This window comes from Rhizobium sp. WW22 (genome assembly GCF_047041135.1).
GTDB lineage: Bacteria > Pseudomonadota > Alphaproteobacteria > Rhizobiales > Rhizobiaceae > Rhizobium.
Window position 1 is genome coordinate 2,102,109 of the sequence record NZ_CP178198.1, and the last position, 26,358, is coordinate 2,128,466.

At 60.4% G+C, this 26,358-nt stretch carries 24 protein-coding genes; 11 read left to right on the top strand and 13 right to left on the bottom strand.

All coding sequences use genetic code 11. The features are described 5' to 3' along the window. The first annotated feature begins 235 nt into the window (after positions 1-235). Positions 236-2,572, top strand: a complete 2,337-nt coding sequence (gene xdhB / locus ACK83U_RS10400; RefSeq protein ID WP_112604723.1) for a xanthine dehydrogenase molybdopterin binding subunit — start codon at positions 236-238, stop codon at positions 2,570-2,572. 32 nt (positions 2,573-2,604) lie between these two features. Here xdhB and ACK83U_RS10405 read toward each other — a convergent pair whose 3' ends face one another. Then, on the bottom strand, positions 2,605-2,808 hold the full coding sequence (locus ACK83U_RS10405) for a hypothetical protein (RefSeq protein ID WP_112604720.1): 204 nt from the start codon (positions 2,806-2,808) through the stop codon (positions 2,605-2,607). 102 nt (positions 2,809-2,910) lie between these two features. Here ACK83U_RS10405 and ACK83U_RS10410 point away from each other — a divergent pair, with 102 nt between their 5' ends. Continuing rightward, positions 2,911-3,807: a LysR substrate-binding domain-containing protein gene (locus ACK83U_RS10410; RefSeq protein WP_112604717.1), complete on the top strand. Its 897-nt coding sequence runs from the start codon at positions 2,911-2,913 to the stop codon at positions 3,805-3,807. Positions 3,808-3,810: 3 nt separating this feature from the next. Here the strand turns inward: ACK83U_RS10410 and ACK83U_RS10415 are convergent, their stop codons facing one another. Next, a complete protein-coding gene (locus tag ACK83U_RS10415; protein ID WP_015340716.1) occupies positions 3,811-4,146 on the bottom strand; it encodes a hypothetical protein in 336 nt (111 codons plus the stop codon). A gap of 216 nt (positions 4,147-4,362) precedes the next feature. On the opposite strand from ACK83U_RS10415, the gene puuD reads away from it, so the two are divergent. Genes puuD through ACK83U_RS10430 form a run of 3 tightly spaced genes read left to right on the top strand, consistent with a single transcriptional unit; the run spans position 4,363 to position 8,092 of the window. Next, positions 4,363-5,601, top strand: a complete 1,239-nt coding sequence (gene puuD / locus ACK83U_RS10420) for a urate hydroxylase PuuD (RefSeq protein WP_112604714.1) — start codon at positions 4,363-4,365, stop codon at positions 5,599-5,601. After that, positions 5,598-6,905 (top strand): guanine deaminase, encoded by a 1,308-nt coding sequence (guaD, locus tag ACK83U_RS10425; RefSeq protein ID WP_112604711.1) that lies wholly within the window; start codon positions 5,598-5,600, stop codon positions 6,903-6,905. Before puuD ends, guaD begins: the two co-directional genes overlap by 4 nt. A 47-nt stretch (positions 6,906-6,952) precedes the next feature. Further along, positions 6,953-8,092: an alpha-hydroxy acid oxidase gene (locus ACK83U_RS10430; protein ID WP_112604708.1), complete on the top strand. Its 1,140-nt coding sequence runs from the start codon at positions 6,953-6,955 to the stop codon at positions 8,090-8,092. On the opposite strand, the gene ACK83U_RS10435 is transcribed toward ACK83U_RS10430, so the two are convergent. The 8 genes from ACK83U_RS10435 to ACK83U_RS10470 form a co-directional block, all read right to left on the bottom strand. Beyond that, positions 8,089-8,829 (bottom strand): metallophosphoesterase family protein, encoded by a 741-nt coding sequence (locus ACK83U_RS10435; RefSeq protein ID WP_112604705.1) that lies wholly within the window; start codon positions 8,827-8,829, stop codon positions 8,089-8,091. The genes ACK83U_RS10430 and ACK83U_RS10435 overlap by 4 nt on opposite strands. Positions 8,830-8,832: 3 nt before the next feature. Then, complete coding sequence (gene uraH, locus ACK83U_RS10440; protein ID WP_112604702.1) at positions 8,833-9,189, bottom strand: hydroxyisourate hydrolase; 357 nt, start codon at positions 9,187-9,189, stop codon at positions 8,833-8,835. After that, positions 9,186-9,686, bottom strand: a complete 501-nt coding sequence (locus tag ACK83U_RS10445; RefSeq protein ID WP_112604699.1) for an ureidoglycolate lyase — start codon at positions 9,684-9,686, stop codon at positions 9,186-9,188. Before ACK83U_RS10445 ends, uraH begins: the two co-directional genes overlap by 4 nt. 7 nt (positions 9,687-9,693) lie before the next feature. After that, positions 9,694-10,056, bottom strand: a complete 363-nt coding sequence (locus tag ACK83U_RS10450) for a HepT-like ribonuclease domain-containing protein (RefSeq protein ID WP_112604697.1) — start codon at positions 10,054-10,056, stop codon at positions 9,694-9,696. Between the two features lie 229 nt (positions 10,057-10,285). Beyond that, entirely contained in the window at positions 10,286-10,783 is a 498-nt protein-coding gene (uraD, locus tag ACK83U_RS10455; protein ID WP_112604694.1) for a 2-oxo-4-hydroxy-4-carboxy-5-ureidoimidazoline decarboxylase, read from the bottom strand. A gap of 1 nt (position 10,784) precedes the next feature. Next, positions 10,785-11,708, bottom strand: a complete 924-nt coding sequence (gene puuE, locus ACK83U_RS10460; RefSeq protein ID WP_112604691.1) for an allantoinase PuuE — start codon at positions 11,706-11,708, stop codon at positions 10,785-10,787. Between the two features lie 118 nt (positions 11,709-11,826). Further along, positions 11,827-12,534, bottom strand: coding sequence for a DUF1045 domain-containing protein (locus ACK83U_RS10465; protein ID WP_112334229.1), 708 nt, complete (start codon positions 12,532-12,534; stop codon positions 11,827-11,829). 103 nt (positions 12,535-12,637) lie between these two features. Then, on the bottom strand, positions 12,638-13,822 hold the full coding sequence (locus ACK83U_RS10470; protein WP_112604688.1) for an NAD(P)/FAD-dependent oxidoreductase: 1,185 nt from the start codon (positions 13,820-13,822) through the stop codon (positions 12,638-12,640). Here ACK83U_RS10470 and mnmD point away from each other — a divergent pair. Further along, positions 13,821-14,555: a tRNA (5-methylaminomethyl-2-thiouridine)(34)-methyltransferase MnmD gene (mnmD, locus tag ACK83U_RS10475; RefSeq protein ID WP_112604685.1), complete on the top strand. Its 735-nt coding sequence runs from the start codon at positions 13,821-13,823 to the stop codon at positions 14,553-14,555. The two genes, ACK83U_RS10470 and mnmD, sit on opposite strands and share 2 nt — an antisense overlap. A 39-nt stretch (positions 14,556-14,594) precedes the next feature. On the opposite strand, the gene ACK83U_RS10480 is transcribed toward mnmD, so the two are convergent. Beyond that, complete coding sequence (locus ACK83U_RS10480) at positions 14,595-15,524, bottom strand: AraC family transcriptional regulator (protein ID WP_112605602.1); 930 nt, start codon at positions 15,522-15,524, stop codon at positions 14,595-14,597. Positions 15,525-15,606: 82 nt separating this feature from the next. On the opposite strand from ACK83U_RS10480, the gene ACK83U_RS10485 reads away from it, so the two are divergent. Further along, entirely contained in the window at positions 15,607-16,434 is an 828-nt protein-coding gene (locus ACK83U_RS10485) for an oxidoreductase (protein WP_112604682.1), read from the top strand. A gap of 68 nt (positions 16,435-16,502) precedes the next feature. On the opposite strand, the gene ACK83U_RS10490 is transcribed toward ACK83U_RS10485, so the two are convergent. After that, on the bottom strand, positions 16,503-19,316 hold the full coding sequence (locus ACK83U_RS10490) for a response regulator (protein WP_112604679.1): 2,814 nt from the start codon (positions 19,314-19,316) through the stop codon (positions 16,503-16,505). Positions 19,317-19,533: 217 nt separating this feature from the next. On the opposite strand from ACK83U_RS10490, the gene ACK83U_RS10495 reads away from it, so the two are divergent. From ACK83U_RS10495 to ACK83U_RS10505, 3 genes are all read left to right on the top strand, one after another. After that, positions 19,534-21,120 carry a trimethylamine methyltransferase family protein gene (locus ACK83U_RS10495; RefSeq protein ID WP_112604676.1) on the top strand — a complete coding sequence of 529 codons (1,587 nt, stop codon included), beginning with the start codon at positions 19,534-19,536 and terminating at the stop codon, positions 21,118-21,120. A gap of 146 nt (positions 21,121-21,266) precedes the next feature. Next, positions 21,267-21,581: a hypothetical protein gene (locus tag ACK83U_RS10500; RefSeq protein WP_015340735.1), complete on the top strand. Its 315-nt coding sequence runs from the start codon at positions 21,267-21,269 to the stop codon at positions 21,579-21,581. A 375-nt stretch (positions 21,582-21,956) separates the two neighbouring features. Next, a complete protein-coding gene (locus ACK83U_RS10505; RefSeq protein WP_112604673.1) occupies positions 21,957-23,603 on the top strand; it encodes a DEAD/DEAH box helicase in 1,647 nt (548 codons plus the stop codon). A gap of 51 nt (positions 23,604-23,654) precedes the next feature. On the opposite strand, the gene ACK83U_RS10510 is transcribed toward ACK83U_RS10505, so the two are convergent. Beyond that, positions 23,655-24,548: a DMT family transporter gene (locus ACK83U_RS10510; protein ID WP_112604670.1), complete on the bottom strand. Its 894-nt coding sequence runs from the start codon at positions 24,546-24,548 to the stop codon at positions 23,655-23,657. Positions 24,549-24,946: 398 nt separating this feature from the next. Between ACK83U_RS10510 and ACK83U_RS10515 the strand changes: the two genes are divergently transcribed. After that, positions 24,947-26,356, top strand: coding sequence for a circularly permuted type 2 ATP-grasp protein (locus tag ACK83U_RS10515; protein ID WP_112604667.1), 1,410 nt, complete (start codon positions 24,947-24,949; stop codon positions 26,354-26,356). The last annotated feature ends 2 nt before the right edge of the window (positions 26,357-26,358 follow it).

Consider the following 26,358-nt stretch of genomic DNA (forward strand, 5'->3'; position numbering starts at 1 on the left):
GTATTTCTCAGGCACGGCACGGCACTTTTCGCCGGATGACGGCAGCCGCTTCCTTCCACCTTCTCCCCTCGGGGAGAAGGTGCCCGAAGGGCGGATGAGGGGGTTACACGGCAAAGAGCAAGCTTCCTTTTATCCAGTCTCAGGACACGCATCGCTTCGCGATGCATCCCCCTCATCCGGCCTGTCGGCCACCTTCTCCCCACTGGGGAGAAGGGGAACCCTGGAGGCCTGAGCCATGGACAAATCCACCTTCGAGGAGCGCAAGGTCATCAACGGCTCGATGCATGGGTCGTTGAAGCATGATTCGGCACATAAGCATGTGACCGGAGCCGCCGATTATATCGACGATATTCCCGAACCCGCAGGGCTGCTGCATGGCGCGCTCGGCCTCTCCGATCGCGCTCATGCCGAGATCGCCGGCATCGATCTCTCGGCGGTAAAAGCCTATCCGGGCGTCGTCTGGGTCTTCACGGGGGTCGATATTCCCGGCGTCAACGACACCAGCTCCAACGGATTGCATGATGAGCCGCTGCTTGCCGAGACCAAGGTCGAATTCCACGGACAGCCGATCTTCGCTGTCATCGCCGAGACCCGCGATGCCGCCCGGCGTGCCGCGCGTCTTGCCAAGATCGATTATCGCGACCTGCCGCATTGGAGCGATATCGATGGCGCGCTCGCCAATGGCGCACCGCTCGTCTACGAGCCGATGACCCTGAAGCGCGGCGAGCCCGAAACCGAGATGGCGAATGCAAAGCATCGCATCAAGGCGCAGATGCGCATCGGCGGTCAGGAGCACTTCTATCTCGAAAGCCATATCGCCATGGCGATCCCCGGCGAGGACGATGAAGTCGCCGTCTGGTCATCGACGCAGCATCCGAGCGAAATCCAGCATATCGTCGGCCATGTGCTGAACATCCCGTCCAACGCCGTCACCGTCAATGTGCGCCGCATGGGTGGCGGCTTCGGCGGCAAGGAAACGCAGGGCAACCAGTTTGCGGCGCTGGCCGCCGTCGCCGCCAAGAAACTCGGCTGCGCCGTGAAATTCCGGCCGGACCGCGACGAGGACATGAGCGCCACCGGCAAGCGCCACGATTTCCTCGTGGACTACGAAGTCGGCTTCGATGACGAGGGCCGCATCCACGCCGTCGACGCCACCTATGCCGCGCGCTGTGGCTTTTCCTCCGACCTTTCCGGCCCCGTCACCGACCGCGCGCTGTTCCATGCGGATTCCAGCTATTTCTACCCGCATGTGCATCTGGTCTCGAAGCCACTGAAGACGCATACCGTCTCCAACACCGCTTTCCGCGGCTTCGGCGGCCCGCAAGGGATGGTCGGCGGCGAGCGCATGATCGAGGAGATCGCCTACGCGCTCGGCAAGGACCCGCTCGAAATCCGCCGCGCCAATTTCTACGGCCAGCCGGGCTCGGGCCGGACGCTGACCCCCTATCATCAGGAGGTCACGGACAACATCATCAACCGCATCGTCGACGAGCTGGAACAGAGTTCCGACTATCAGGCGCGGCGCAAGGCCATCATCGAGTTCAACCGTTCCAGCCGCTTCATCCGCAAGGGCATCGCGCTGACGCCGGTGAAATTCGGCATCTCCTTCACCATGACCGCCTTCAACCAGGCAGGCGCGCTGGTGCATATCTATCAGGATGGCTCGATCCACCTGAACCATGGCGGCACTGAAATGGGCCAGGGCCTCTATGTGAAGGTGGCGCAGGTTCTGGCCGATAGTTTCCAGGTCGATATCGACCGCGTGAAGATCACCGCGACGACTACAGGCAAGGTGCCGAATACATCGGCGACAGCGGCCTCCTCCGGCTCCGACCTGAATGGCATGGCAGCCTATGACGCTGCCCGGCAGATCAAGGAAAGGCTCGTCGCCTTCGCGGCCGAAAAATGGGGTGTCGGTGCCGAGGAGGTACGGTTTCTGCCAAACCGCGTGCGTGTCGGCGAAGACGAAATCCCCTTCCCCGATTTCGTCAAGCAGGCCTATTTCGCCCGCGTCCAGCTCTCGGCTGCCGGCTTCTACAAGACGCCGAAGATCCATTGGGATCGCAAGGCCGGCCGCGGCACGCCCTTCTATTATTTCTCCTATGGCGCCGCCTGCTCGGAAGTGTCGATCGATACGTTGACGGGCGAATACCTGATCGACCGCGCCGATGTCCTTCATGACGTCGGTCGCTCCCTCAACCCCGCGATCGATATCGGCCAGGTCGAAGGTGCCTTCGTGCAGGGCATGGGCTGGCTGACGACGGAGGAGCTCTGGTGGGATGCGAAGGGCCGGCTGCGCACCCACGCGCCGTCCACCTACAAGATCCCGCTCGCTTCCGACCGTCCGAAGATTTTCAATGTGCGGCTGGCGGAATGGTCCGAAAATACCGAGGCCACCATCGGCCGCTCGAAGGCCGTGGGCGAGCCACCTTTCATGCTGCCGATCTCGGTGCTGGAGGCACTATCGATGGCGGTCGCCAGCGTCGCGGATTATCGCATCTGCCCGCGCCTCGATGCGCCGGCGACACCGGAACGGGTGCTCATGGCGGTCGAGCGGCTGAAGGGGATGTGATTGTCCTTCTCTGGGCTTTCACTCCCTACCCCCTACAACAGTCGGCAGTCTTCATAACGCGGCTCCCGCCCATCAAGAAATCCAAGGTCCCGCTTCAGGCGGTCCGACATCTCATCAAGATCGAGATGCGGCGACGGCTCCGCGTGGCTGACAAAGGCCTGCGTCACCGATTCCAGAAGACGAGCCAGAATGCTTGGCCTTGCGGTTTCCACCTGTTCCACGACATAGCAATCCATGACGATACCTCAGTTAGATCAATGATATGAATTGCAGTCTGGCGCGAAAAATGCTGAAATTCCAATCGAACTATCGTCTGCATACATAAAGAGAACTTATCCATGAAATTGTCCATGCGCTTTCCGCTGAATGCGCTCCGCGTCTTTGAGGCCGCCGCCCGGCACGGCAGTTTCACGCGGGCCGGCGAAGAGCTTGGCATGACACAGACGGCGGTCAGCTATCAGATCAAGCTGCTGGAAGAGACTTTGGGCGAGCCGCTATTCCTGCGCCGCCCGCGGCAGATTCTGTTGACCAAGGCCGGAGAACAGCTTGCACCGAAAGTGTCGGAAGCCTTTGCCATGGTGCAGGAGGCCATGACTTCGATCAGAGGCGAAGTCGAAACGACGCTATGCATCCATTCGACCCCCACCTTCGCCTCGCAATGGCTGGCCCGTCATCTCGGTTCGTTTCAGCTGAAGCATCCCAATATCGCTGTCCGGCTGGATACCTCGGGCTCGATCATAGACTTCGCCCGGGAGTCCGCCGACATCGCCATCCGCCACGGGCGTGGCGAATGGCCGGGACTACGTGCGCACCTGCTGATGAAGGTTTATTTTACGCCGATGCTAAGCCCGGCGCTTGCGGAGACGATCGGCGGCATACACGAACCGGCAGACCTTCTGAAGCTCCGCATCATCGACGCAGGCGACCCATGGTGGGCTCAATGGTTTCAGGAAGCCGGTGTTCCAGACCCTGGCCTTCAGGGCCGGCCGCGCAGCAGGCTCGGCGCCCAGTCCTTCGAGGCGAGCGCGGCATTGGCCGGTCAGGGCGTCGCCATCCTGACCCCGGAATTCTATGCGGATGATCTCGCTTCTGGCCGGCTGATCCAACCCTTTGATATTCTTTCGTCCGACAATACGGACTACTGGATCGCCTATCCGGAAAACAGGCGTCATACGCCGCGAATCCGCGCCTTCAGGGATTGGCTCCTCTGCGAATTCGGCATGCCGCTGGAATAGCGCTCAGTAATCCATGTCAGGCGCATAAAAGCAACGCGGGGTGTTCTCGTCCGGAAACAGACAGAGATGATAGGCTCCGTCCGGGGAGCGCATCGTCTTACCCTGCGGCAGATTGAAGATATGCGCGTGCGTTACATAGCGATGGTCGCCAGGATTGAGCGTCACTCGATAGCCGCCGGGCACGATGGTGACGGTGCGCGACGGAATCATCTCGCAATCGCCCGTCTTGCTGTCGCCATTGCAGCAATAAGGGTCGTAGGACCAGCCGGAGGGCGCCTCGTGCGCCAGAGCAAAGGCTGCGGAGAGAAGAAAAAATACGAACGCCAGAATACCACGCATGGGCAATTCTCCGTCGAAAAAATAGACGGCCGCCGCGGACACGGCCCGCTCCAAGCAGCCAATGGCATTCTATTAAATAACTGCCATAATCTGATCTAATGCGCCCCGGACACTAGACAAGACCGCTGCTTTTTACCGGCACATCAAACACCCCTCTTCCATCCGCTCTCAACATTCTGCAAGGTATCGAGTCGGAGGAAGAAAAAGGGGAACTGAATGTATGAATACGCCATAGCGTGGGAATGGCTGGCCTTTGCCGCCCGCTGGTTCCACGTCATAACCGCCATTGCCTGGATCGGTTCGTCCTTCTACTTCATCGCGCTCGATCTCGGACTGGTGAAGCGCCCGCATCTTCCGCCCGGCGCCTATGGCGAGGAATGGCAGGTTCACGGCGGCGGTTTCTATCACATCCAGAAATATCTCGTGGCTCCCGCGCAGATGCCGGAGCACCTGACCTGGTTCAAATATGAGAGCTATTTTACCTGGCTATCCGGCTTCCTGATGCTGTGCATCGTCTATTACGGCGGCGCCAACCTCTTCCTCATCGATCGCCACGTGCTCGATGTCAGCGTTCCCGTCGCGATCCTGATTTCGCTGGCGTCGCTCGCCATCGGCTGGATCATCTACGACCTGCTGTGTAAGTCGCCGCTCGGCAACAACACCTGGGGGCTGATGACCGTGCTTTATGCCGTCCTAGTCTTCATGGCCTGGGGCTATACGCATCTCTTCACAGGCCGCGCCGCCTTCCTGCATCTCGGTGCTTTTACCGCGACGATCATGTCTGCCAACGTCTTCATGATCATCATCCCCAACCAGAAGATCGTCGTCGCCGACCTCATCGCCGGCCGCACGCCGGACCCGAAATATGGCCGCATCGCTAAGCAGCGCTCACTCCATAACAACTACCTGACGCTGCCCGTCATCTTCTTCATGTTGTCGAACCACTATCCGCTGGCCTTCGGCACGCAGTTCAACTGGATAATCGCAGCGCTGGTGTTCCTGATGGGCGTCACCATCCGTCACTGGTTCAACACCACGCATGCGCGCAAAGGCCGCCCGACCTGGACCTGGATCGTCACGATAGTCCTTTTCATCGTCATCATGTGGCTCTCCACCGTTCCCAAGGTGCTGACTGGCGAGAAGGAAGCGAACGCAGTCGCTCCCGCCTTCCAGCAATTCGCCTCCGACGCCCATTTCCCAGCGGTCAAGCAGATGGTCTCGACGCGCTGTTCCATGTGCCATGCGGCCGAACCCGTCTATGAGGGGATTGTCCGCCCGCCGAAGGGCGTAACGCTGGAAAATGACGCGGAAATCGCTATGCATGCCCGGGAGATCTATATCCAGGCCGGCCGCAGCCATGCCATGCCGCCCGGCAACGTCACCGACGTCACGCCGGAGGAACGCAAGCTACTGGTCGCCTGGTTCGAAAGCTCCATCGGAGAAAAGAGCCAATGACCACCCTTCTGCGCGGCCGCCTGCTTTCCTTCAAGCGCCTGCCGCAAAGCCTCGATGATACCGACAGCTACGCTTATGAAAGCGATGGCGGGCTACTGATCGAAAACGGCTTGATCGTCGCGACGGGCCGCTATGCCGAAATCAAAGCGCAGGCGCCGGAAGGTGCAACCGAAATCGACCATCGGCCGCATCTGATCCTGCCGGGTTTCATCGACATGCACCTACATTTCCCGCAGATGCAGGTAATCGCCTCCTACGCCGCCAACCTTCTGGAATGGCTGAACACCTATACATTCCCCGAGGAATGCCGCTTCGTGGAAAGTGCGCATGCGGAGCGTATCGCCACGCATTTCTATGACGAGATGATCCGCCACGGCACAACAACGGCCGTCGCCTACTGCTCTGTGCACAAGACCTCCGCCGACGCCTATTTTGCCGAAGCCATGCGCCGCAACATGCGCATGGTGGGCGGCAAGGTGATGATGGATCGCCATGCCCCGCAGGGCCTGCTCGATACGCCCGAGATGGGCTATGACGAGACCCGGCAGGTGATCGCTGACTGGCACGGCAAGGGCCGCAACCATGTCGCCATCACCCCACGCTTCGCCATCACCTCCACGCCGGCGCAGATGGAGGCAACGGCCGCGCTCGCCCGCGAATTCCCGGATCTGCATATCCAGACACATCTTTCCGAGAACCACGACGAGATCAAGTTTACCTGCGAGCTTTATCCGGACGCGATCGACTACACCGATATCTACGCGCATTACGGTCTACTTGGACCGAAAAGCCTGTTCGGCCATGCGATCCATCTTTCCGAGCGCGAAGCCGACGCGATGAGCGAAGCCGGTGCCGTCGCCGTGCATTGCCCGACCTCAAACCTCTTCCTCGGTTCCGGCCTCTTCCCGCTGAAGGCGCTGGCTCGCCGCGAGAAACCCATTCGCATCGGTGTCGCCACCGATATCGGCGGCGGCTCCAGCTATTCCATGCTGCGCACCATGGACGAGGCCTACAAGATCCAGCAGCTGCTCGGCGAGCGGCTGAACCCGTTGGAGAGCTTTTATTACATGACCCGTGGGAATGCCGAGTCTCTCTCCCTCGTCGATAAGATCGGCACGCTCGACTCCGGAACCGAAGCCGATCTCATCGTCCTCAACGCAGCCGCAACCCCGGCCATGGCGCTGAAGATGGAGGTGACGAAAAGCCTCACCGAAGAACTGTTCCTGTTGCAGACCATGGGTGACGACCGCGCCGTCGTCGAGACCTATGTCGCCGGACAGCCGATGAAATCGACCCTGCAATGAGGCAATCCGAACCCACCTCCGTATAACTATTCAGAAGGCAAAGAGCCATGACCGCGCCGCTGACCATCGCCGAACTGAAGACGCTCGCGCAGCGGCGCGTGCCGAAAATGTTCTTCCAATATGCCGATTCCGGTTCGTGGACGGAGTCGACTTATGAGGCGAACGAGGCGGATTTCGCCAAGATCAAGCTGCGCCAGCGCGTCCTCGTCGACATTTCCGACCGGTCGCTGGCGGCCACGATGGTCGGCCAAAAGGCCTCGATGCCGGTGGCGCTGGCGCCGACAGGGATGACTGGCATGCAGCACGCCGATGGCGAGATTCTGGCCGCGCGCGCGGCCGAGGAATTCGGCATACCCTTTACACTGTCGACCATGAGCATCTGCTCGATCGAGGACATCGCCTCGGTGACGAAGCAGCCCTTCTGGTTCCAGCTCTACGTGATGAAGGATCGCGATTTCGTCCTCGATCTCATCCATCGCGCCAAGGCGGCAAAATGCTCGGCGCTGGTGCTGACCGCCGACCTACAGATCCTCGGCCAGCGCCACAACGATATTCGTAACGGATTGTCGGCTCCACCGAAAATGACGGCGAAAAACCTTTGGCAGATGGCGATGCGACCGGGTTGGTGCATGGGCATGCTGAAGACGAAGCGCCGCTCCTTCGGCAATATCATCGGCCATGCCAAGGATATTTCCGACATGACGACGCTGTCGCACTGGACGCATTCGCAGTTCGACCCCAAGCTCTCCTGGAGCGACGTCGCCTGGATCAAGGAGCAATGGGGTGGCCCGCTGATCATCAAGGGCATTCTCGATGTCGAGGATGCAAAAGCGGCCGTCGATACTGGCGCCGATGCCATCATCGTCTCCAATCACGGCGGCCGGCAACTTGACGGCGCCCATTCCTCCATCAGCATGCTGCCGCGGATCGTCGATGCCGTCGGCGACAAGATCGAGGTGCATATGGATGGCGGCGTACGCTCAGGTCAGGACGTGCTCAAGGCCGTAGCACTCGGCGCCAAGGGCACCTTCATCGGCCGCCCCTTCCTCTATGGCCTCGGCGCCATGGGCAAGGAAGGGGTGACGCTCGCACTCGAGATCATCCGCAAGGAGCTGGATATTTCCATGGCCCTCTGCGGCAAGCGGGACATCAAGGCCGTGGATCGGTCGATTCTGGCTGATTTCTAACGCAACCAGCCCGTCGCAAGACCGCTCGCCCACTCCTCGCGGCCGTTCTGCGCCGCGAGCTTCGCCATCGCCAAGTGATCATAGACGACCTGCCGGAAGACCGGCAGCCAATGATCACCAGTCTTTTCCAGAATGGCGTAAGAAGCAAAGGGATGGCCGGCTTCCACCTTATGAAAATAGGGCAGATCATCGTCATAGGCCGGGCAGCCGACGCTGCCGGGATTGACGATCAGGCGCCTATCGGAAAGCCTGACGGCACGCGGAATATGGGTATGCCCGCACAGGATAAGCGGAAAATCGATGCCGGCAGCCAGCGCCTCGATCTCTTCCAGCGGCTTCAGATAGACCTGACCGTCCGTAGAGACGGATTCGAGCCAATAGACATTGTCATCAGCCGGTGTCGCGTGGCAGAGATAAGCCTCATCCAGATAAACTGTGCTGACCGGCAAGGCGCGCAGCCATTCAAGGTGACGTTCCGTCAATTCAGAATGCGCTGCCCGATCTGAAACATGCATCGCCTCCGGCGCCAGTTCGATCAGATAGCGGTCGTGATTGCCGCGCACCGTCGGCGCATTCAATTCCAGCAGCATGTCCGCCGTCTTGCCCGCGGTAAGCGGGCCGCTGAAGCAATCGCCCAGATTGACGATATTGGTGATGCCCTGCCGGCGGATATCGGCAAGCACTGTCTCGAGCGCTAAATGATTGCCGTGGATGTCCGCAATGGCTGCAAAGCGCATGTCTCAGCTCCCGCGATAGGTGGAATAACCGTAGGGCGAGATCAACAGCGGCACATGATAATGCGCCGTCGTATCGGCGATGCCGAAGCGGATCGGCACGAGATCGAGGAAAGCCGGCTCCGGCAACTTGTTGCCGCTGGCACGCAGATAGTCCCCGGCCCGAAACAGCAACTCGTAAGTGCCTGCAACGAAGCTGTCACCAATCAGAATTGGACCACCATCCACGCGACCGTCCGAGTTGGTCGTAACCGTCTTCAAATGCCTGCGGGCATCGCCGTCGATCCTGAAGAGATCTATCACCAAGCCTTCGGCCGGCTTGCCGAGAGCGGTATCGAGCACATGGGTGGTCAGTCCGGTCATAGCGTCGGTGCTCCGATGATGAAGGGCGTGTCGAAGAAGTACTCTTCCAAATTGTTTCCAGGCCCATCGCGATCCACGATAAGGAAATCGCTTGGCTCGTCGAGTGCCATCAGCGGATAATGCCAGGCATTGACCCGGTAATTCACGCCCTGATCGCCGCGCGCCAGGAAAACCCTCGGCCTGCCGGGCTTGCCGCCCTCATCCTCTGCGACGACGACGAGGAACGGACGGCCGTTCAGCGGCACGAAACATTGGCTGCCGAACGGATGGCGCTCCATCATGTCGATCGAGAAGGGAAAAGCCCGCGGCTGGCCGTGAAAGAGGTTCAGGATAACCCGCGCACCCTCTCCGATAGCCTCGGCGCTGGACAAAGCATGAAAACGCTCGGTCGTGCCGCCATTGATGTACCGCATGGTTGCTGGATCGGCCTCGATGACATCGCCGAACGGCGCGAATGCGGCCTTTGTCAAAGGATTGATATCGAGATGCTGTGTCATTGAATGATTATTCGCCCTCCGCTCGCCAGTGGCGAATGGAGTCCAGTTGCAGGAGCAACTCCGGAAGAGATTTGTGAGCGATATCCCACAGGGCCGCCAACTCGATGTCGACATACCCTTGCGCAATCCGATTCCGGAAGTCCTGCATCAAATGCCAAGGCAGCTCCGGATGGTCAACAACAAACTCCGGATGGTCCTCGGCAATGCGTGTAGCAACCTCGCCGATCAACAGAAGATTCATGCCGACGGCGCGCTGCTTCTCGACATTCTTGGAGAATGTCACTTGATTGATTTCCCTAAGGAAATGGCCGGTTTCGGATGCAGCCTCCTGCATGCGTTCGAGGTAGGTAATCAGTCGATCCAGGCTCATGCTGGCTTTCCTCCGCCAGCAATACCCGATTCCGGTACGATGACGCGCCTCTTGGCGTCACCAATCATCCATCCGCTTCTATCTCTGTCCAATGCGTTCCGTGGCCCCATGGCTTAGTATCCTGCCAAGCGGATACTAAGCCATGAGTAGATCGAAAAATAGCGCGTACCTCAATGGGAAAACCCGCGCTGGGACAGACGCAGGAAGGACGCAGCCCTGAGGCTATACGTCAGGCTTCAGGCAGCATGGATTGCAGACGCAGTAAGGCGATCTTTTCGACCTGAGCTGCTGCGGTCGCAAACTCCGCATCCCTGCTATTATCTACACGCGTCTCGAAGGCGGCAAGAATATCGTCCTTGCCAAGCCCCTTGACCGCGATGATGAACGGAAAGCCGAATTTCGTCACATAGGCAGCATTGAGTTCGGTAAACCGGGCGTGTTCCTCGGAGGTCAGCCGGTCGAGCCCGGCACCGGCCTGCTCCTTGCGGCTATCCTCGGTCAGCTGACCGGCAATCGCCAGCCGGCCGGCGAGATCGGGGTGTGCCCGCAGCACGCCAAGTCGCTCCGCTTCGCTGGCGGCACGGAAGGCCCGAATCAGCGCAGCGTGCACGCCGCCGGAGGTCAGCGGCTCGACTATGGCGCCGGCATCATAGGCGCGCTCGGCAACGAAAGGCGAATGTTCGAAGACACCGCCGAAGCGGCCGACAAAATCGTCCCGGGAGATCATATCAGCGCGCGCCCCCGGGAAGGTGATTTTCATACCAGTGGTTGGCGATCTCGATGCGCTTGGGGATCCAGACCTTGTCGTGCTTCTGCACATATTCGATGAATCGGCGCAGGGCGGCGGCGCGACCGGGGCGGCCAACGAGACGGCAGTGCAGACCAACAGACATCATCTTCGGGCTACCATGCTTGCCCTCTTCATAGAGCGTGTCGAAGGCATCCTTGAGATAGGTGAAGAACTGGTCACCGGAATTGAAGCCCTGCGGCGTCGCAAAGCGCATGTCGTTGGTCTCAAGCGTATAGGGGATGATCAGGAACGGCTTGCCGTTGAGACCATCGACCCAGAAGGGCAGATCGTCGGCATAGGAATCGGAGGAATAGAGGAAACCGCCCTCCTCCATGACGAGCCGCAGCGTATTGTCGGACGGCTTGCCCTGGTACATGCCGTAGGGCCGCTCGCCGGTGAGTTCGGTATGCAGCCGTACGGCTTCGAGAATGTGCTTGCGCTCCAGATCCTCGGAGAAATCCTTGTATTCCAGCCAGCGATAGCCGTGGCTGGCGATTTCCCAGCCGGCTTCCTTCATCGCGGCAACCGCTTCCGGATTGCGCGCCATGGCCAGCGTCACGCCATAGACCGTCGCCTGAACCTTGAGTTCGTTGAACATGCGCCACAGCCGCCAGAAGCCGGCACGCGAGCCATATTCGTAGATCGATTCCATATTGAGATTGCGCTGGTTCGGCCAGGAGGCCGCGCCAACGATCTCGGACAGCAGGTTTTCCGACCCAGGATCACCGTCGAGAATGCAGCTTTCCCCGCCCTCCTCATAATTGATCACAAACTGCACCGCGATGCGGGCATCGCCAGGCCATTTCGGATCCGGCGTGTGGCGGCCGTAGCCGATAAGATTACGGGGATAGATTTCCGACATTGAAGCACCTTCTCTGATCGCGGAACGGTAGCATCCACGCCGCGAAAGTCGAGACGGAAAGTGGGAAAATCACTTTCGCTTCAAAGCGGGGGTATTGGCGTGAACGCCATCCGCTAATCTAGGCGATCTTGCGGGCGCTGACCTTTCCCATCGGATGCAGCGAGTGTACCCGGAAGGGACCGCCGGCGCCTTCTTCCATCATGAGCGCGATGTTGGAAACGGGGATGGGCGCAGCCAAGGCAGGCTCGAAGAAATCGCGCAGCGCACGCTCGATGCGCGCCATGTCGGCGGGGCTTACCGTACCCGTCAGCATCATCTGAAAGCGGAACTCGTCCATGACGTGGGGATGCCCCCAGCGATGCAGATTGGCAAATTGCGTCGCCGACAGGCCATCCGGATCGATGCGCTCTATTTCGGCTTCGCTCAAGGGAGCCCTGTATTGATCGAAGGTCTGCACCAGCGATGCCGCCAGGAAATGCATCTGCTGGCTTGGAGCGGAGGGAACGAGGCCCAGCGCGCCGCCGAGCCGCGCGACCTCAAGCCTCGGGATTTCGAAGGGCGCGACCGTGCCGGAGAACCGCATCAGATCGCGCAGCAGCCCCGCCTCGGACATATCCTCGGCCAACCGGAACGGCGCCTTTAAAATTCCCATGAAGCCGTAGCGGCGCGGAACCGCGGTGTAGAAGGCGATCTCATGGATACCAAGCCCACGGACCGCCGGCGGATCGACCATCTCGCCGGAATAGACGTTGCGGCCGAGCCAATTCGCCGCCACAAGCGTCAGCGGATCGCTCGCAGACGGTGTGAAGCAAATGGCATACCGCATAAAATTCCTCCAGGGCGTAACGTCAGGCAGACCGAACCGGCACCGATCGCCAAGGAGATAGGTGATTTGCGTGACAGATTGACGACCCGAAAGAGGCTTGAATTCACGTTTTATGTGATATGACTGAAATATGACTCGCTAAAGTGAAACTCGGCGGCAAGTTGAAGCAACCGGGTGTGCCCACCCCCTCACGCACCGCCGCCTCCGCGAGCCTATGCGCCAGCCCAAAGCTCACCTTGAAGCCACCAGTCAGGGCAATCAGCGAGGGATGATCGGGATGCGCCCCCACCATCGGATCACGATCCACAGCCTTCGGACGCAAGCCCGCCCAACGCTCAACGACGTCCGCGCCAGCCAGCACCGGCGCCATGATGCGCGCCGCATTGAGCAAGTTATCGAGCTGCCCGTCCGTCGATAAGGGATCGTCAAATCGGTTCTCGCTCGTGCTGCCGACCGCGACCAATCCATTCTCATGCGGAACGATGTAGAGGCCATCGCGGAAGATAACAGGCATGTCGCCGTCGACATCGGCCTTCAGCATCGCCGCTTGCCCTTTGACCGGTTGGCCGAGCGAGGCTTTGCGTCCCTCCGTCAATTCATCAAGGATCGGAAACGAGCGAAAACCGGCAGAAAGGATGCAACGGCCGAAGCGAATGTCGCCATCGCTTGAACGCGCAATGCCCCGCTCCGGATCGATATTCTCGACGGTAACGCCCTCGCAAAGCCGAACATGTCGTGCCGCTGCGAGAAACCTCCGCAGGACCTCCAGAAACGCGCGCGGCGCGACGCGGGCCGCCAGTGTATCGTGGACAAATCCGCTTTCTCCGGCTGAAGGTTCGACCCAGCCTTCGACGGGCGCCGCATCCAGCACATGCCAGTGAAACTGCCGATCCCCATGGTGCCAATGCGTTTCCGCATCATGGGAATGGCCAAGCGCGATCTGCCTAAGATGCGGTTTCGGCAGCGGAATCAACCGGCCGGCGCGGCGATAGCCAGCCGAAAGACCGGTCTCCGCTTCCAGGGCCGAGATCTCTTCCTCAAGTGCGACAAGCGCATCGAACTGAAACTGCTTCTTGTCCGACCATTTATCCGGCATGTGCGGCATCAGCGCGCCAAGCAGGCCACCGCTCGCCCCCTGCCCGAGACGGCCAGCTTCGACGAGCAGCGCTTGGATACCAAGACGCTCGGCGTGAACGGCCGCCCATAGCCCCATGATCCCGCCGCCGACGATCAGCAGATCGACGAACGATTGACCGGCAGGTCTTGGAGGATTATCGGCTCTTTCCATGACAAATCCAGTTTCCGATCGGACCAAGGCGTCCGAAACGTCTGCAGCAAGCGCGGAGCTCGAATGGCGCGACGGCGATATGCCCTATTCGACCGCATTTGGCGACCATTTTTATTGCCAGACCGACGGCCGGCTGGAATGCGGCCATGTCTTCCTGGCCGGCAATGGCCTTCCCGGCCGCTGGCAGGGACGGCAGGATTTTCTCATCGGTGAACTCGGTTTCGGCACCGGCCTGAATTTCTGCGAAACCTGGCGCCAGTGGCGGCAGAAGGCTGCCCCCGGTTCAAACCTGCACTTCATGTCCTTCGAACTCTATCCGATGCGGGCCGAGGAAATCGACCGTGCCTTGTCGCACTGGCCCGAGATTGACAGGGAGCGCCAGGCGCTTGCCGCCGCGTGGCCGGACAAGCCGCAGGGTGTCGTGTCCCTGAGGCTCGATGCGCATACATGCCTCAGCGTCGTCTGCGGTCCGGCTCTCGAAGGTGTCAGCCGCGCCGAACAGGGCTTTGACGCCTGGTATCTCGACGGTTTCGCACCCTCTCGCAATGCCGACATGTGGTCGCCGGAACTGATGCAGACGCTTCACGATAAGACGGTTTCGAACGGCACCTTCGCCACCTATGCGGCGGCTGGCTTCGTACGACGAAACCTGCAGGCGGCAGGATTTGTGGTGGAACGACGCCAAGGCTTCGCCGGCAAGCGCGAAATGCTCTGCGGCATCAAGCCGGCCTGAGGCCGATGTACAGGCCAGGCGGCAACCATCTCGTGAGATTCAGATGAGCTCGCCAAGATGCTGGCGAACCCACTTGGCCTCTTCCGAGGCCGTCCGCCGGAAGTGCCGTTTGAAGTCTCGGCTGAACTGAGCAGGACTGGCATAGCCGACCGATGCCGCCACCTCCGCGATCGTCTTGTCCCGACGCGCGATCATCAACCGCGCCTCGTGGAGCCGCATCGCCTTCACATATTGCATCGGACTGCTGCCCGTCAGGGCTTTGAAATGGACGTGGTAGGAGGGAACGCTCATCCCCACCTCACGCGCCAGCGCGGCAACCGAAATCTCGGAATTATAGGCTTCGCGCAATCGGGTCAGACTTCGCACGATCTTCCCGGAAATGCCCTGTTGCTGAAGAGCTGAGATCATCGCTCCGCCTTGCGGGCCGACCAGAACCCGGTAGTGCAGCTCACGCAGGATGCCTGTTCCCAGAACCGCGAGCTCAACAGGATCGCTGAGCGCCCGCAGCAAACGCAGCAAGACATCCTCGATTATCGGCTCCATTCTGCTCGATATCAGGCTTCTCACTTTGCCGGTCGCTGCTCCGGACTGTCTCGCCCCTACGTCCGAGGCGATCTCCGCAGCGAGAAGCATATCGAACTCGAGATAAACAGCAAGCAAAGGGCGTTCGACGCTGGCTGACGATTCCATCCGGAACGGAACGGGCACCGACACGGCCAGATAATGCTGCTCATCGTAGAGATAGACCTCGCCTTCAAGCATGCCCTGCTTTCGGCCCTGCAGGACGAAGACCGCGCCAGGTTTGTAGAGCACGGGAACATCATGAAGGATCGCTTCGGTCCTGAGAATGCGGACACCGGCAAGCGCCGTTGGATTGTATCCCTGGCCGGGCGCAAGACGGCCTGCCAGCTCTACCAACTCCCGGCGCTTTGAACCCTCATCGCTCTGTTTCATAGGATTTGGCAAGATATCCATAGTTTTTGCAATCGCAGGCGATGATTTCGAAGATTATCTGTCATAGGCATCAAGCAATCAAGACGAGATTTCGACCATGTCACAGAAGACTTTTTTCATCACCGGAGCGAATTCGGGCTTCGGCTTCGCAATTGCAGCCGCCGCGATCCGGAATGGCCACAAGGTTATCGGCACCATCCGCTCGGAACAGTCGCGGGCAGCCCTGGCAGAACGCTTGCCGGCAGTACGACCCGTCCTGTGCGATGTGACGGAGTTCGACCGCATAGCGGATGTCGTTCGGCAGGCGGAGGAAGATCATGGATTGGTAGACGTGCTAATCAACAATGCCGGCTACGGCCACGAGGGAATTCTTGAAGAGTCGCCCATTGAGGAGATGCGGCGCCAGTTCGACGTGAACGTCTTCGGTGCCGTTGCGGTCGCGAAGGCCTTCCTTCCGCGCTTCCGCGAAAGGCGCAGCGGCTTCATCGTCAACGTCACCTCCATGGGCGGCATGATCACCATGCCCGGCATCGCCTATTATTGCGGAAGCAAGTTCGCCCTTCAGGGCATCTCGGAGGTCATGCGAGCGGAGATGGCACCATTCGGCGTTCGGGTGACCGCCCTTTGCCCCGGCTCCTTCCGGACCGACTGGGCCGGGCGCTCGATGGTCCGGACCGAGCGATCAATCGCGGACTATGATGCGCTGTTCGATCCGATTCGGCAGGCGCGGCAATCCAAAAGCGGTAAGCAGCTCGGCGATCCCGACAAGCTTGCGGCTGCCGTTCTGGACTTGATCGAGTCCGACACGCCCCCACCGCAACTCCTGCTGGGCAGCGATGCTCTTGGACTTGTGACTGATAGGATCGAGCGCCTCAAGCAGGAGATCGAAGCCTGGAAGGCCGTTACCGTTTCCACCGATGGCTGATGGCTGCGACGGTTGCGATTGCACAAAGGCCGCATTCAGCCATGCGCTCAAGTCTAAAGATCGGAACCCTAGTTCTTGGACCGATCCTCCCGGAAAACGATATCACCGAGATATTGCTGGATCTTCGTCTCAAGGAGTTCGGGGCTGATCGGCTTGGATATGCAATCGTCCATGCCCGACTGCATGCACATCATGCGATCGACATCCAGGGCCTGCGCGGTCACCCCGACGATGGGAACATGCCATCCCTGCCCGGCCTGCGTCTCGAACTGCCGGATCGTGCGGGTCGCCTGATGACCATTCATGACCGGCATGGACACATCCATGAGGATCAGCGACGGCCGGAGCTGGCGCCATGCGTCCACGGCCGCCTGGCCATTCTCCACGACGAGAAACCGCAGGCCGGTCGCCTGCAGGATCTGCGTGAAGACGATCTGGTTCACCTCATTGTCCTCGGCGACAAGGACGTCGATGGCATTGCCTGACTTGGCCGACGTCATCCGATCGGTGGCCTCAATCGCGGCCGCGGCTTCCGTCTCTATCGGTAGCCGACGTTCAACCGGAGCCAATCGCTCCCCCAGTTTCTTCCGCCGCGACGCGCGCACGACATCGATGATTGTGCCGCGCAGCACATTGGCCCTCACAGGCTTCATAAGATGTGCCTGGCCGTTGACGGCGGCGAATTCCCTATCGCTACCGGCGACGCCCATCGACGTCAGGAACACGATCGGCAGAGCGCAAAAACGCGGATCGGCGCGCAATGCGCTCGCGATCTGATAGCCATTCATGCCGGGCATGCTGTAGTCGACGATAATCGCATCGACCGACACGCCCATATCGAAGGCAGCTTCCAGAATGGCGAGCGCGGTCCTGCCATCCTCGGCGACATGCCCGTCGAAACCCCATTGCAGCAACTGTTCGCTCAAGATGCGCCGATGGATCGCGTCGTCTTCCACGATCAGGACGCGGGCATCCCTGACATTGGCCGGCAGCTCCGCGACTTTGCCGCGCGCGGCAACCAGCGGCATCGGCAGATGGACGGTAAAAACCGATCCCTTGCCCCATTCGCTCTCCACCGACAGCGAACCGCCGAACAGATCGACGAGACCGGCCGTGATGGCGAGACCAAGACCCGAGCCCTCAAGCCGCCGCGCAAAAGACGAATCCGCCAATGAAAATTTGTCGAAGATCGTATCGAGCTTTTCTTCCGGTATGCCGATCCCGGTATCTTCGACACGCAGCATGAGCAATATGTTGTCGTCCGATGAGGGCTGGCTATCCAGTTCGACCAGCACATGGCCGCGCTCTGTGAACTTGATCGCATTGCCGACGAGATTGGTCACGATCTGCCGAAAACGACCGGCATCGCCGAGTATCGCCGCCGGCACACCGGGAGCGATGCGCACCATCAGCTCGATATTCTTCTCCGATGCGGCCGCAGCCAACAGGGTCGCGATATCTTCGACAGCCTCGGCGGGATCGAATGCCATCTTGCGCAGATGCATTTCGCCGGTATCGATGCGGGAAAAATCGAGAATGTCGTTGATGATGGTCAGCAGCGCATTGCCCGACTTGACGATGATATCGACGAAGGTCTTCTGCCTCGCATCGAGATCAGTCTTGCCAAGCAGTTCCGCCATGCCGAGAACGCCGTTCATCGGCGTGCGGATTTCATGGCTCATATGGGTCAGGAATTCGGATTTCGCGCGATCGGCGGCATTGCTGCGCGCCAGGAGCAGCTGCAAATCCGCCTCGCGTTCCTTCATCTCGGTGACATCGGTCAGCGCCACGGTCCAGCGGCGATGCTCGCCGAGAGCGGCGTCCAGTTGCATCCAGCGGTCGCCTTTGATCTGGAATACACAGGAGATCGGCTTGCCGACGGCAATGCTCTCCCCCCAGGACGCCCGCAAAGTCTCGGCATCCTCACCGAAGTCCCCGCGTTGCGCGCAATAATCGAAGGCCGCAGACCAGTTTTTACCGACGTCGAGGAGATCGGCTGGCAGCTTCAACATATCCTTCAGCCGGTCGTTGGCCAGCATGATCGTCCCGTCCTGAACGATCAGCAGGCCTTGGGACATGGCCTGCATGGCATCCGCCATCAGCTCGCCGAGGCGCTCCAGCGCCAGCCGGGCTTCGGTGATCTCGCGGAATTGCTGCTTGACGGCGGAGATGTCCGTATAAGACATCAGCGTCCGCCCATTGGCGATGCGGCGCGCATCGATGATGACGGATTTGCCGTCGGTAAAATTCACTTCCGTTTGCAGATGCTCGCCAGCCTTGTGCAGTGCCGCCAGGCGCGCCTGATAAATGTCGTCGATGCTGCGACCGTCGGAATCGAAACGCGCCAGCTCATAATGTTTGGCGATGAGATCCCGATAGGGGCGGCCTTCGAAGCGCTCGTCCTTCGAGAATTCGAAAATGTCATAGAAGGCGTCATTCACGTATTCGACGACGTAGCCGCTGTCATGGATCAGAACACCGATCGGCATCGAGCGAAGAATATTGTCGAGATCCTGATGCAGTCTCCTCGCAGGCGCTTCCAGAAACACACCGAAAATATAGACGCGGTCTTCCGAAGGAGAAAAACTCTCGATCTGAATGCGCGATCGCTCACGGCCGGATGCGTCGAAGCACAGTGCCACCTCTTCCGAACCGAAGACCAGTGCCCGGCGCTCCCTATCTTCCCTGTCGGCGCTCTCCCCGGCATCGAGAAGATCGTGACTGCGATTGCCGATGAAATCAGAGATATCGTGCCCGAAGAACCGCGCATAGGCATCGTTGACGGCGACGTAACGAAGCTCGCTGTTCTTGATGTAGGCGGGCCTGTCCAGACTGGCGATCCGGCGGCACGCTATGTCGAGCAGTTCACCGTCCAAAGTCAAACGGAGCCTCTCTTTTCACCGCGCATGATAGTTCATGGAACGACGCTCTAGCACAATTGGCTTTAACAAGGCGTTAACCATGTTTAAACCATCGCACCGACGTCGCGTTCAGACCATGCACTGTCCTATAACGGTCATGCCTTGGTCGCAAACGACGGCGGCATACCGGGGGAAACTCTGCCAAGAATCCGTCAACGGATCATTGGGAGCGAGCGCCATGAGCGACGAAGAAAGCCTGACCTTGAACGAAGCGCAGATCGCAACGGCAACGGGCGAACGGCGGCGGCGGGCTGGAGGACGCGGGGCCGAGCGCAGCCGCAAACCGAGCGGCACGAAATACCTCAACCTCGTCAACAATCTCGCTCGCACGGAACTGCTGTCGCCCGAAGCGCTCGACGATATCCACGAGGCATCGCTGACCATTCTCGAAGAGATCGGCATGGATATCATTCTGCCGGAAGCGCGCGAGCGCATGAAGGCCGCCGGCGCGGACGTTACGCCCGGCAGGGAACGCGTTCGTTTCGACCGCAACATGATCATGGAGCTGATCGCTTCGATCCCCTCGAACTTCACGTTGCATGCCCGCAACCCAATGAGAAACGTAGAGATCGGCGGCCGCAATCTCGTCTTCGCGCAGGTTGCCTCCGCCCCCTTCGTCGCCGACCGCGACGGCGGCAGGAGAGCCGGCAATCAGGAGGATTTCCGCAAGCTCATCAAGCTCGCACAGTCCTTCGATATCATCCATATGACCGGCGGCTATCCGGTCGAACCCATCGATATCCATGCCTCGGTGCGCCATCTCGATTGCCTTTCCGACATCGTGAAGCTCACCGACAAGGCCTTTCACTGCTATTCGCTCGGCCAGCAGCGCAATCTCGACGCGATCGAGATCGCCCGCATCGGCCGCGGCATCAGCATGGAACAGATGGAGCGCGAACCCTCGCTCTTTACCATCATCAACTCCTCCTCGCCGCTGCGTCTCGACGGCCCGATGCTGCAGGGGATCATCGAAATGTCCTCGCGCGGCCAGGTGGTCGTGGTGACGCCGTTCACGCTGGCGGGCGCCATGGCGCCAGTGACCATCGCCGGTGCGCTGGTGCAGCAGAATGCCGAGGCGCTCTGCGGCCTCGCCTTCACCCAGATGGTGCGCAAGGGCGCGCCGGTCATGTATGGCGGCTTCACCTCGAACGTCGACATGAAGACGGGCGCACCCGCCTTCGGCACGCCGGAATATATGAAGGCGGTCATCGCGGGCGGCCAGCTCGCCCGCCGCTACGGCATCCCCTACCGCACTTCGAACACCAACGCCTCGAACACGCTCGATGCGCAGGCCGCCTACGAATCAGCGCTGTCATTGTGGGCATTGACCCAGGGCGGCGGCAATTTCGTGCTGCATGCGGCCGGCTGGAGCGAGGGCGGGCTGACCGCCTCCTTCGAGAAATTCATCCTCGATGTCGACATGCTGCAGATGGTCGCGGAATTCCTGAAGCCGCTCGATGTCAGTGCCGACGCCCTGGCGCTGGATGCCGTGCGCGATGTCGGCCCCGGCGGCCACTATTTCGGCACGGCGCACACGCTTGCCCGCTACGAAACCGCCTTCTATTCTCCGATCCTGTCGGACTGGCGAAACAACGAGACGTGGACGGAAGCCGGGAGCCCTACGACTTACGATCACGCCAACCGCGTCTATAAGGAAACGCTCGAGCGTTATGAACGGCCCCCGCTCGATCCCGCAATCGAGGAGGAACTCGATGCCTTTGTCGCTAAGCGCAAGGCAGAGGGCGGCGTTCCCACAGATTTCTGATTGAAAACAAAGGCTTTACGCCTCAAATCATGGACGAAATTTAATGTCGCGAACCTCTTTTTGGCCGCGACTTCGCCCCCTTTCCTGCACAACGTCAAACTCGGCTTAGGCTAGGAGCCAGCCTGTGTTTTGGGAAAGGGATGTCAATGTCTGTGCTTCGCACATTAACGACGGCCGGTTTGATCGCGCTGACGCTTGGCAGCGCCGCCACCGCAACCGCCACTTCCGCCAACGCGTCCGGCCGCGGCGCCTTCTTCGGTGGTCTTGCCGCCGGTGTTGTGGGCGGCGCCTTGATAGCCGGGGCTGCGCGACCCGCCTACCCCGCATATTATCCAGCATATCCGGCCTACTACGACGGCCCGGTTTACGAGCGCGTGTATGTACGCCCCTATCCCAGCTGCTACTGGGCATGGCGTCACGATGGCTGGGGCCGTCCTTATCGCGTCGAGGTTTGCCGCTAGGATCAGCAATCTCTGCATTGAGCGCATCGCCCTTATCGGATCTCGGATGCCGCCGGATTTCGGCGGCATTTTTGTACGCCTGATGAAAAGCTTTCGCTTACACCTCTTGACATTCCTCGCATTTAAGACCAAATGCGCCTCAGCTTTCACCTTCCGGCCGCCGCGTGAGCGTGCCCTGCGGGACAATCTGTACGCAAGAGAAGGACAAAAGCGCTTTTATGAATGAGGCCGCGCCAAGCGCTGCGGCCGATGCGCTGGGAAAGCTATTTCCAACTTACAAGTTCCCACTTCACGCGGGGTTCTTGACGCTAGAGACAGACCGGACCGCATGGTGCGATCCGGCCTATTTGCTTTGGCGCCCCGAAAGGTATTGAATTGACCGATTTTCACTCGCTTGGTCTCTCCAAGCAGATCGTCGATACACTGTCGCAGAACAACTTTGCGACGCCAACGCCCATCCAGGCTCAGGCCATCCCGCTCGTTCTCCAGGGCCGTGATCTCATCGGCCTCGCCCAGACCGGCACCGGCAAGACGGCCGCTTTCGGCCTCCCGATCATCGAGATGCTGCTGAAGGAAGCCAAGCGTCCCGACAACCGCACCGTCCGCACGCTGATCCTCGCTCCGACCCGCGAACTGGTAAACCAGATCGCTGACAACCTCCGTCTCTTCATGCGCAAGACGCAGCTGCGGATCAACCTCGTGGTCGGCGGCGCGTCGATCAACAAACAGCAGCTTCAACTCGAGCGCGGCACCGATATTCTGGTCGCAACGCCTGGCCGCCTCCTCGATCTCATCAATCGCCGCGCCCTCTCGCTCGGCCATGTCACCCACCTCGTCCTCGACGAAGCCGACCAGATGCTCGATCTCGGCTTCATCCACGACCTGCGCAAGATCGCCAAGATGGTTCCGGCCAAGCGCCAGACCTTGCTGTTTTCGGCCACCATGCCGAAGGCGATCGCTGACCTCGCATCCGACTACCTGACCAATCCGGTCAAGGTCGAAGTCTCCCCTCCGGGCAAGGCGGCCGACAAGGTGGAGCAATATGTCCACTTCGTTGCCGGCCAGAACCACAAGACCGAAATCCTCAAGGAAACGATCTCGGCCAATCCGGATGGCCGCGCCATCGTCTTCCTGCGCACCAAGCATGGCGCCGAGAAGCTGATGAAGCACCTCGATCACGTCGGCTTTGCAGCTGCCTCCATTCACGGCAACAAGAGCCAGGGCCAGCGCGAGCGAGCGCTCAAGGGCTTCCGTGATGGTGACGTCCGCGTTCTCGTCGCAACCGACGTCGCCGCCCGCGGCATCGACATTCCCGGCGTTTCCCATGTCTACAACTTCGATCTGCCCGAAGTGCCCGACGCCTACGTTCACCGCATCGGCCGTACCGCCCGTGCTGGTCGCGACGGCATCGCCATCGCCTTCTGCGCGCCCGATGAAATCCGCCTGCTGCGCGACATCGAGCGCCTGATGGGCATCGAAATCGCCGTTGCCAGTGGCGAAGCGCCCGCCGATCGCGGTCGCCCCGTTCGCGGTAAGGGTCGCGGTGGCCAAGGTCAGAGTCAGGGCCAAGGCCGTGGCGCAGGCCAGGGTCGCGCCGAAGGTCGCCCGGCTCGTCCCGCCCGCCGTCCGTTCTTCGACAAGGAAAACGGCGAGGCTCGTGCTGAGGCTGGCGATCGCCAGGATCGCCGCCCGCGCAACGATCGCCCGCAGCGAGAAAACAATCGCAATGCCGATTTCCGTGGCCAGCGTCGCAACGAACCGACGCCGCGTCCGGAACCCGACAACGACCTCGCCTCGACCTCGGACTTCCGTCCCGCTCGCAAGCAGCACAACGGCCAGTCCAACGGCAACGGTGCCGCGCATGAGGGCGGAGCACATCGCGGCCAGCGCCATTCCCATGGCCGTCCCGCAGGCCGCCACAACGAAGAGCGCGGCGCCCAGGGCGAACAGCGCAATGGCGGCAACGGCCGCATGAAGCGTCGTAGCCCAGGCAATGGCGGCCAGCGCCGCGAACGTGCTTGACAAAGTTCAAGGGGGCCTACCGGCCCCCTTTTTTTTCGGAATGATGCAGATCTATTCCGGCACGATTTCCACCTGACGCCGGTTGGTGAGGTAAACACCGATCACCACAATCACCGTGCCAACGATAATCGGCAGTGTCAGTGGCTCGCCGAAGGCGATTGCCGCCTCGATGGCGACAGCGGGCGGCATCAGGTAGATCAGCGATGCGGCGCGCGACACCTGCCCGCGGCGGATGAGATAGAGCAGCAGACCGACGGCGCCCATGGACAGGCCGAAGACCGACCAGAGCAGCGACAGGATCGCCGTCTGTGTGCCGTCGAAGCGCAGGCCTTCGAAAATGAAGGCGAGCGGCACGGTGACGATCAGCGCGCCGACATATTGCAACGTCGCGATGGTTCTGAGGTCGCCGGTCTGCAGGTGCCGCTTCTGGTAGAGCGTACCGTAAGTCACAGAAACCATAGCCAACAGATTGACGACGAGTGGCACCGCCGATTGCCAGAGATTGGCCGTGTCCGTCGCTAGAAGTTTCGGCGAGATCGCGATGGCAATGCCGAAGAAGCCGAGCAGCAGGCCGACCTTCTGGATCGGCCCCAGCCGCTCACCGACGAGAAGCGGTGCGGCCATGGCGGTCATCAGCGGCTGCAGCGCCGCAATGACGCCGGCAATGCCGGCCGGCACGCCCTCGGCAATCGCCCACCAAAGGCCCGCCAGATAGATGCCATGCAGAAAAATTCCGGAATAGATGGCGCGAAACACCCTCGTCCAGTCACGCGGCCACCGGGCGCCGACAATCGAACAAAGCAGCACGAAGGCAAGCGCCGACAGGCTGTAGCGGATCATCAGGAAGGTGAAGGGGCCTGCATGCTGCGAGGCATATTTTGCGACGATCCAGCCAGTGGACCAGAGAAGGACAAAAATCGCCGGCGCGAGTTTATCGAGGGACATGAAAATCGGACCAATATATTTGGCGCTTCGGAGCCGGAATCCTGGTCGAACTCAGGGTGTCGCGCGGAGGGGTTGAAGGCTGATAGCCGATGGCGGTTGAGCGGTCAAAATCGATCTGCTGAACACAGCAATCAATTTTTCTTCACGTCCGGCAAGCTACCGTCCTGGCTTCAGAAGCCTCAGCCACTACCCAGACGCTCAGTCCGCAAAAGAAGCAGATGCTTAAATTTTGATCCGAACATTGCGACAAGAGCCGGCAGGCAACAGCGCCATTACTCTTAAATGCCTGTAAATACGGCATTTTTCGATATTCAGAAATTCGCGATGGCAACTGCGCATAGTTCTTGCATTGTAAAAACCGTTGTATTCAAATGGGTAAAAACACGGGGACCGCACCTTTGGCATTTGATGAAATGATTACTGCGGATGAAAGTCCGCGCGCGCCTTACGAGAAATACTTCGAGTGGTACTCAGGCCAGGACAGGGGCCACCTCATTGCCAAATCCCGCGATGCGGAAACCATCTTCCGGAAGACGGGCATTACCTTCGCGGTCTACGGACACGCAGACTCCTCCGAAAAGCTCATTCCCTTCGACATCATCCCCCGCATCATATCAGGCCGCGAATGGCGCAAGCTCGCCCAGGGCATCGAACAGCGGGTCGTCGCCCTCAACGCCTTCCTCGACGACATCTACCACAAGCAGGAAATCATCCGCGCCGGCCGCATCCCGCGCGAGCTGATCGAAAAGAACGACGCCTTCCTGCCCGAAATGATCGGCTTTCGTCCGCCGGGCGGTGTCTACACCCATATCGTCGGCACCGACATCGTGCGCACCGGCGAAGACCAATTCTATGTGCTCGAGGACAACGCCCGCACGCCTTCCGGCGTCAGCTACATGCTGGAAAACCGCGAAACGATGATGCAGATGTTCCCCGAACTGTTTCACCAGAACAAGGTGCAGCGCGTCGAGGACTATCCGCTGCTGCTCCGCCAGAGCCTGGCATCGCTCGCCCCTCCCGGATGCAAGGGCAAGCCTCGCGTCGCCGTGCTGACGCCGGGCATCTATAACTCCGCCTATTACGAGCATTCCTTCCTCGCCGACATGATGGGCGTGGAGCTGGTGGAAGGCTCCGATCTGCGCGTCATCGACGGCAAGGTGAAGATGCGCACGACGCGTGGCTATGAGGCGATCGACGTGCTCTACCGCCGCGTCGACGACGATTTCCTCGATCCCCTCACCTTCCGTCCGGATTCCGCGCTCGGTATTCCCGGCATCATGGACGTCTACCGCGCGGGCAACATCACCATCGCCAATGCGCCCGGCACCGGCATTTCCGACGACAAGGCGATCTACTCCTACATGCCTGAAATCGTCGAATTCTACACCGGCCGCAAGCCGATCCTCGAGAACGTGCCGACATGGCGTTGTTCTGAGCCCGACAGCCTGCAATATGTGCTCGATAACCTTGCCGATCTCGTCGTCAAGGAAGTTCACGGCTCCGGCGGCTATGGCATGCTTGTGGGACCGACGGCCAGCAAGAAGGAGCGGACGGCCTTTGCCGAAAAGCTCAAGAGCAAGCCGAACAACTACATCGCGCAGCCGACCCTTTCGCTCTCGACCGTGCCGATCCTGGTCAACAAGGGCATTGCGCCGCGGCATGTCGATTTGCGGCCCTATGTCCTCGTCTCCGACAAGGTGCGGATCATTCCCGGCGGGCTGACCCGCGTGGCGCTGAAGGAAGGCTCGCTGGTGGTCAACTCCAGCCAGGGCGGCGGCACCAAAGACACCTGGGTTTTGGAGGACTGATC

Coding starts and splice junctions, on each gene's coding strand:
- xdhB (WP_112604723.1), top strand. CDS start 236: ATGGACAAATCCACCTTCGAGGAGCGCAAGGTCATCAACGGCTCGATG.
- ACK83U_RS10405 (WP_112604720.1), bottom strand. CDS start 2,808: ATGGATTGCTATGTCGTGGAACAGGTGGAAACCGCAAGGCCAAGCATT.
- ACK83U_RS10410 (WP_112604717.1), top strand. CDS start 2,911: ATGAAATTGTCCATGCGCTTTCCGCTGAATGCGCTCCGCGTCTTTGAG.
- ACK83U_RS10415 (WP_015340716.1), bottom strand. CDS start 4,146: ATGCGTGGTATTCTGGCGTTCGTATTTTTTCTTCTCTCCGCAGCCTTT.
- puuD (WP_112604714.1), top strand. CDS start 4,363: ATGTATGAATACGCCATAGCGTGGGAATGGCTGGCCTTTGCCGCCCGC.
- guaD (WP_112604711.1), top strand. CDS start 5,598: ATGACCACCCTTCTGCGCGGCCGCCTGCTTTCCTTCAAGCGCCTGCCG.
- ACK83U_RS10430 (WP_112604708.1), top strand. CDS start 6,953: ATGACCGCGCCGCTGACCATCGCCGAACTGAAGACGCTCGCGCAGCGG.
- ACK83U_RS10435 (WP_112604705.1), bottom strand. CDS start 8,829: ATGCGCTTTGCAGCCATTGCGGACATCCACGGCAATCATTTAGCGCTC.
- uraH (WP_112604702.1), bottom strand. CDS start 9,189: ATGACCGGACTGACCACCCATGTGCTCGATACCGCTCTCGGCAAGCCG.
- ACK83U_RS10445 (WP_112604699.1), bottom strand. CDS start 9,686: ATGACACAGCATCTCGATATCAATCCTTTGACAAAGGCCGCATTCGCG.
- ACK83U_RS10450 (WP_112604697.1), bottom strand. CDS start 10,056: ATGAGCCTGGATCGACTGATTACCTACCTCGAACGCATGCAGGAGGCT.
- uraD (WP_112604694.1), bottom strand. CDS start 10,783: ATGATCTCCCGGGACGATTTTGTCGGCCGCTTCGGCGGTGTCTTCGAA.
- puuE (WP_112604691.1), bottom strand. CDS start 11,708: ATGTCGGAAATCTATCCCCGTAATCTTATCGGCTACGGCCGCCACACG.
- ACK83U_RS10465 (WP_112334229.1), bottom strand. CDS start 12,534: ATGCGGTATGCCATTTGCTTCACACCGTCTGCGAGCGATCCGCTGACG.
- mnmD (WP_112604685.1), top strand. CDS start 13,821: ATGACAAATCCAGTTTCCGATCGGACCAAGGCGTCCGAAACGTCTGCA.
- ACK83U_RS10470 (WP_112604688.1), bottom strand. CDS start 13,822: ATGGAAAGAGCCGATAATCCTCCAAGACCTGCCGGTCAATCGTTCGTC.
- ACK83U_RS10485 (WP_112604682.1), top strand. CDS start 15,607: ATGTCACAGAAGACTTTTTTCATCACCGGAGCGAATTCGGGCTTCGGC.
- ACK83U_RS10495 (WP_112604676.1), top strand. CDS start 19,534: ATGAGCGACGAAGAAAGCCTGACCTTGAACGAAGCGCAGATCGCAACG.
- ACK83U_RS10500 (WP_015340735.1), top strand. CDS start 21,267: ATGTCTGTGCTTCGCACATTAACGACGGCCGGTTTGATCGCGCTGACG.
- ACK83U_RS10510 (WP_112604670.1), bottom strand. CDS start 24,548: ATGTCCCTCGATAAACTCGCGCCGGCGATTTTTGTCCTTCTCTGGTCC.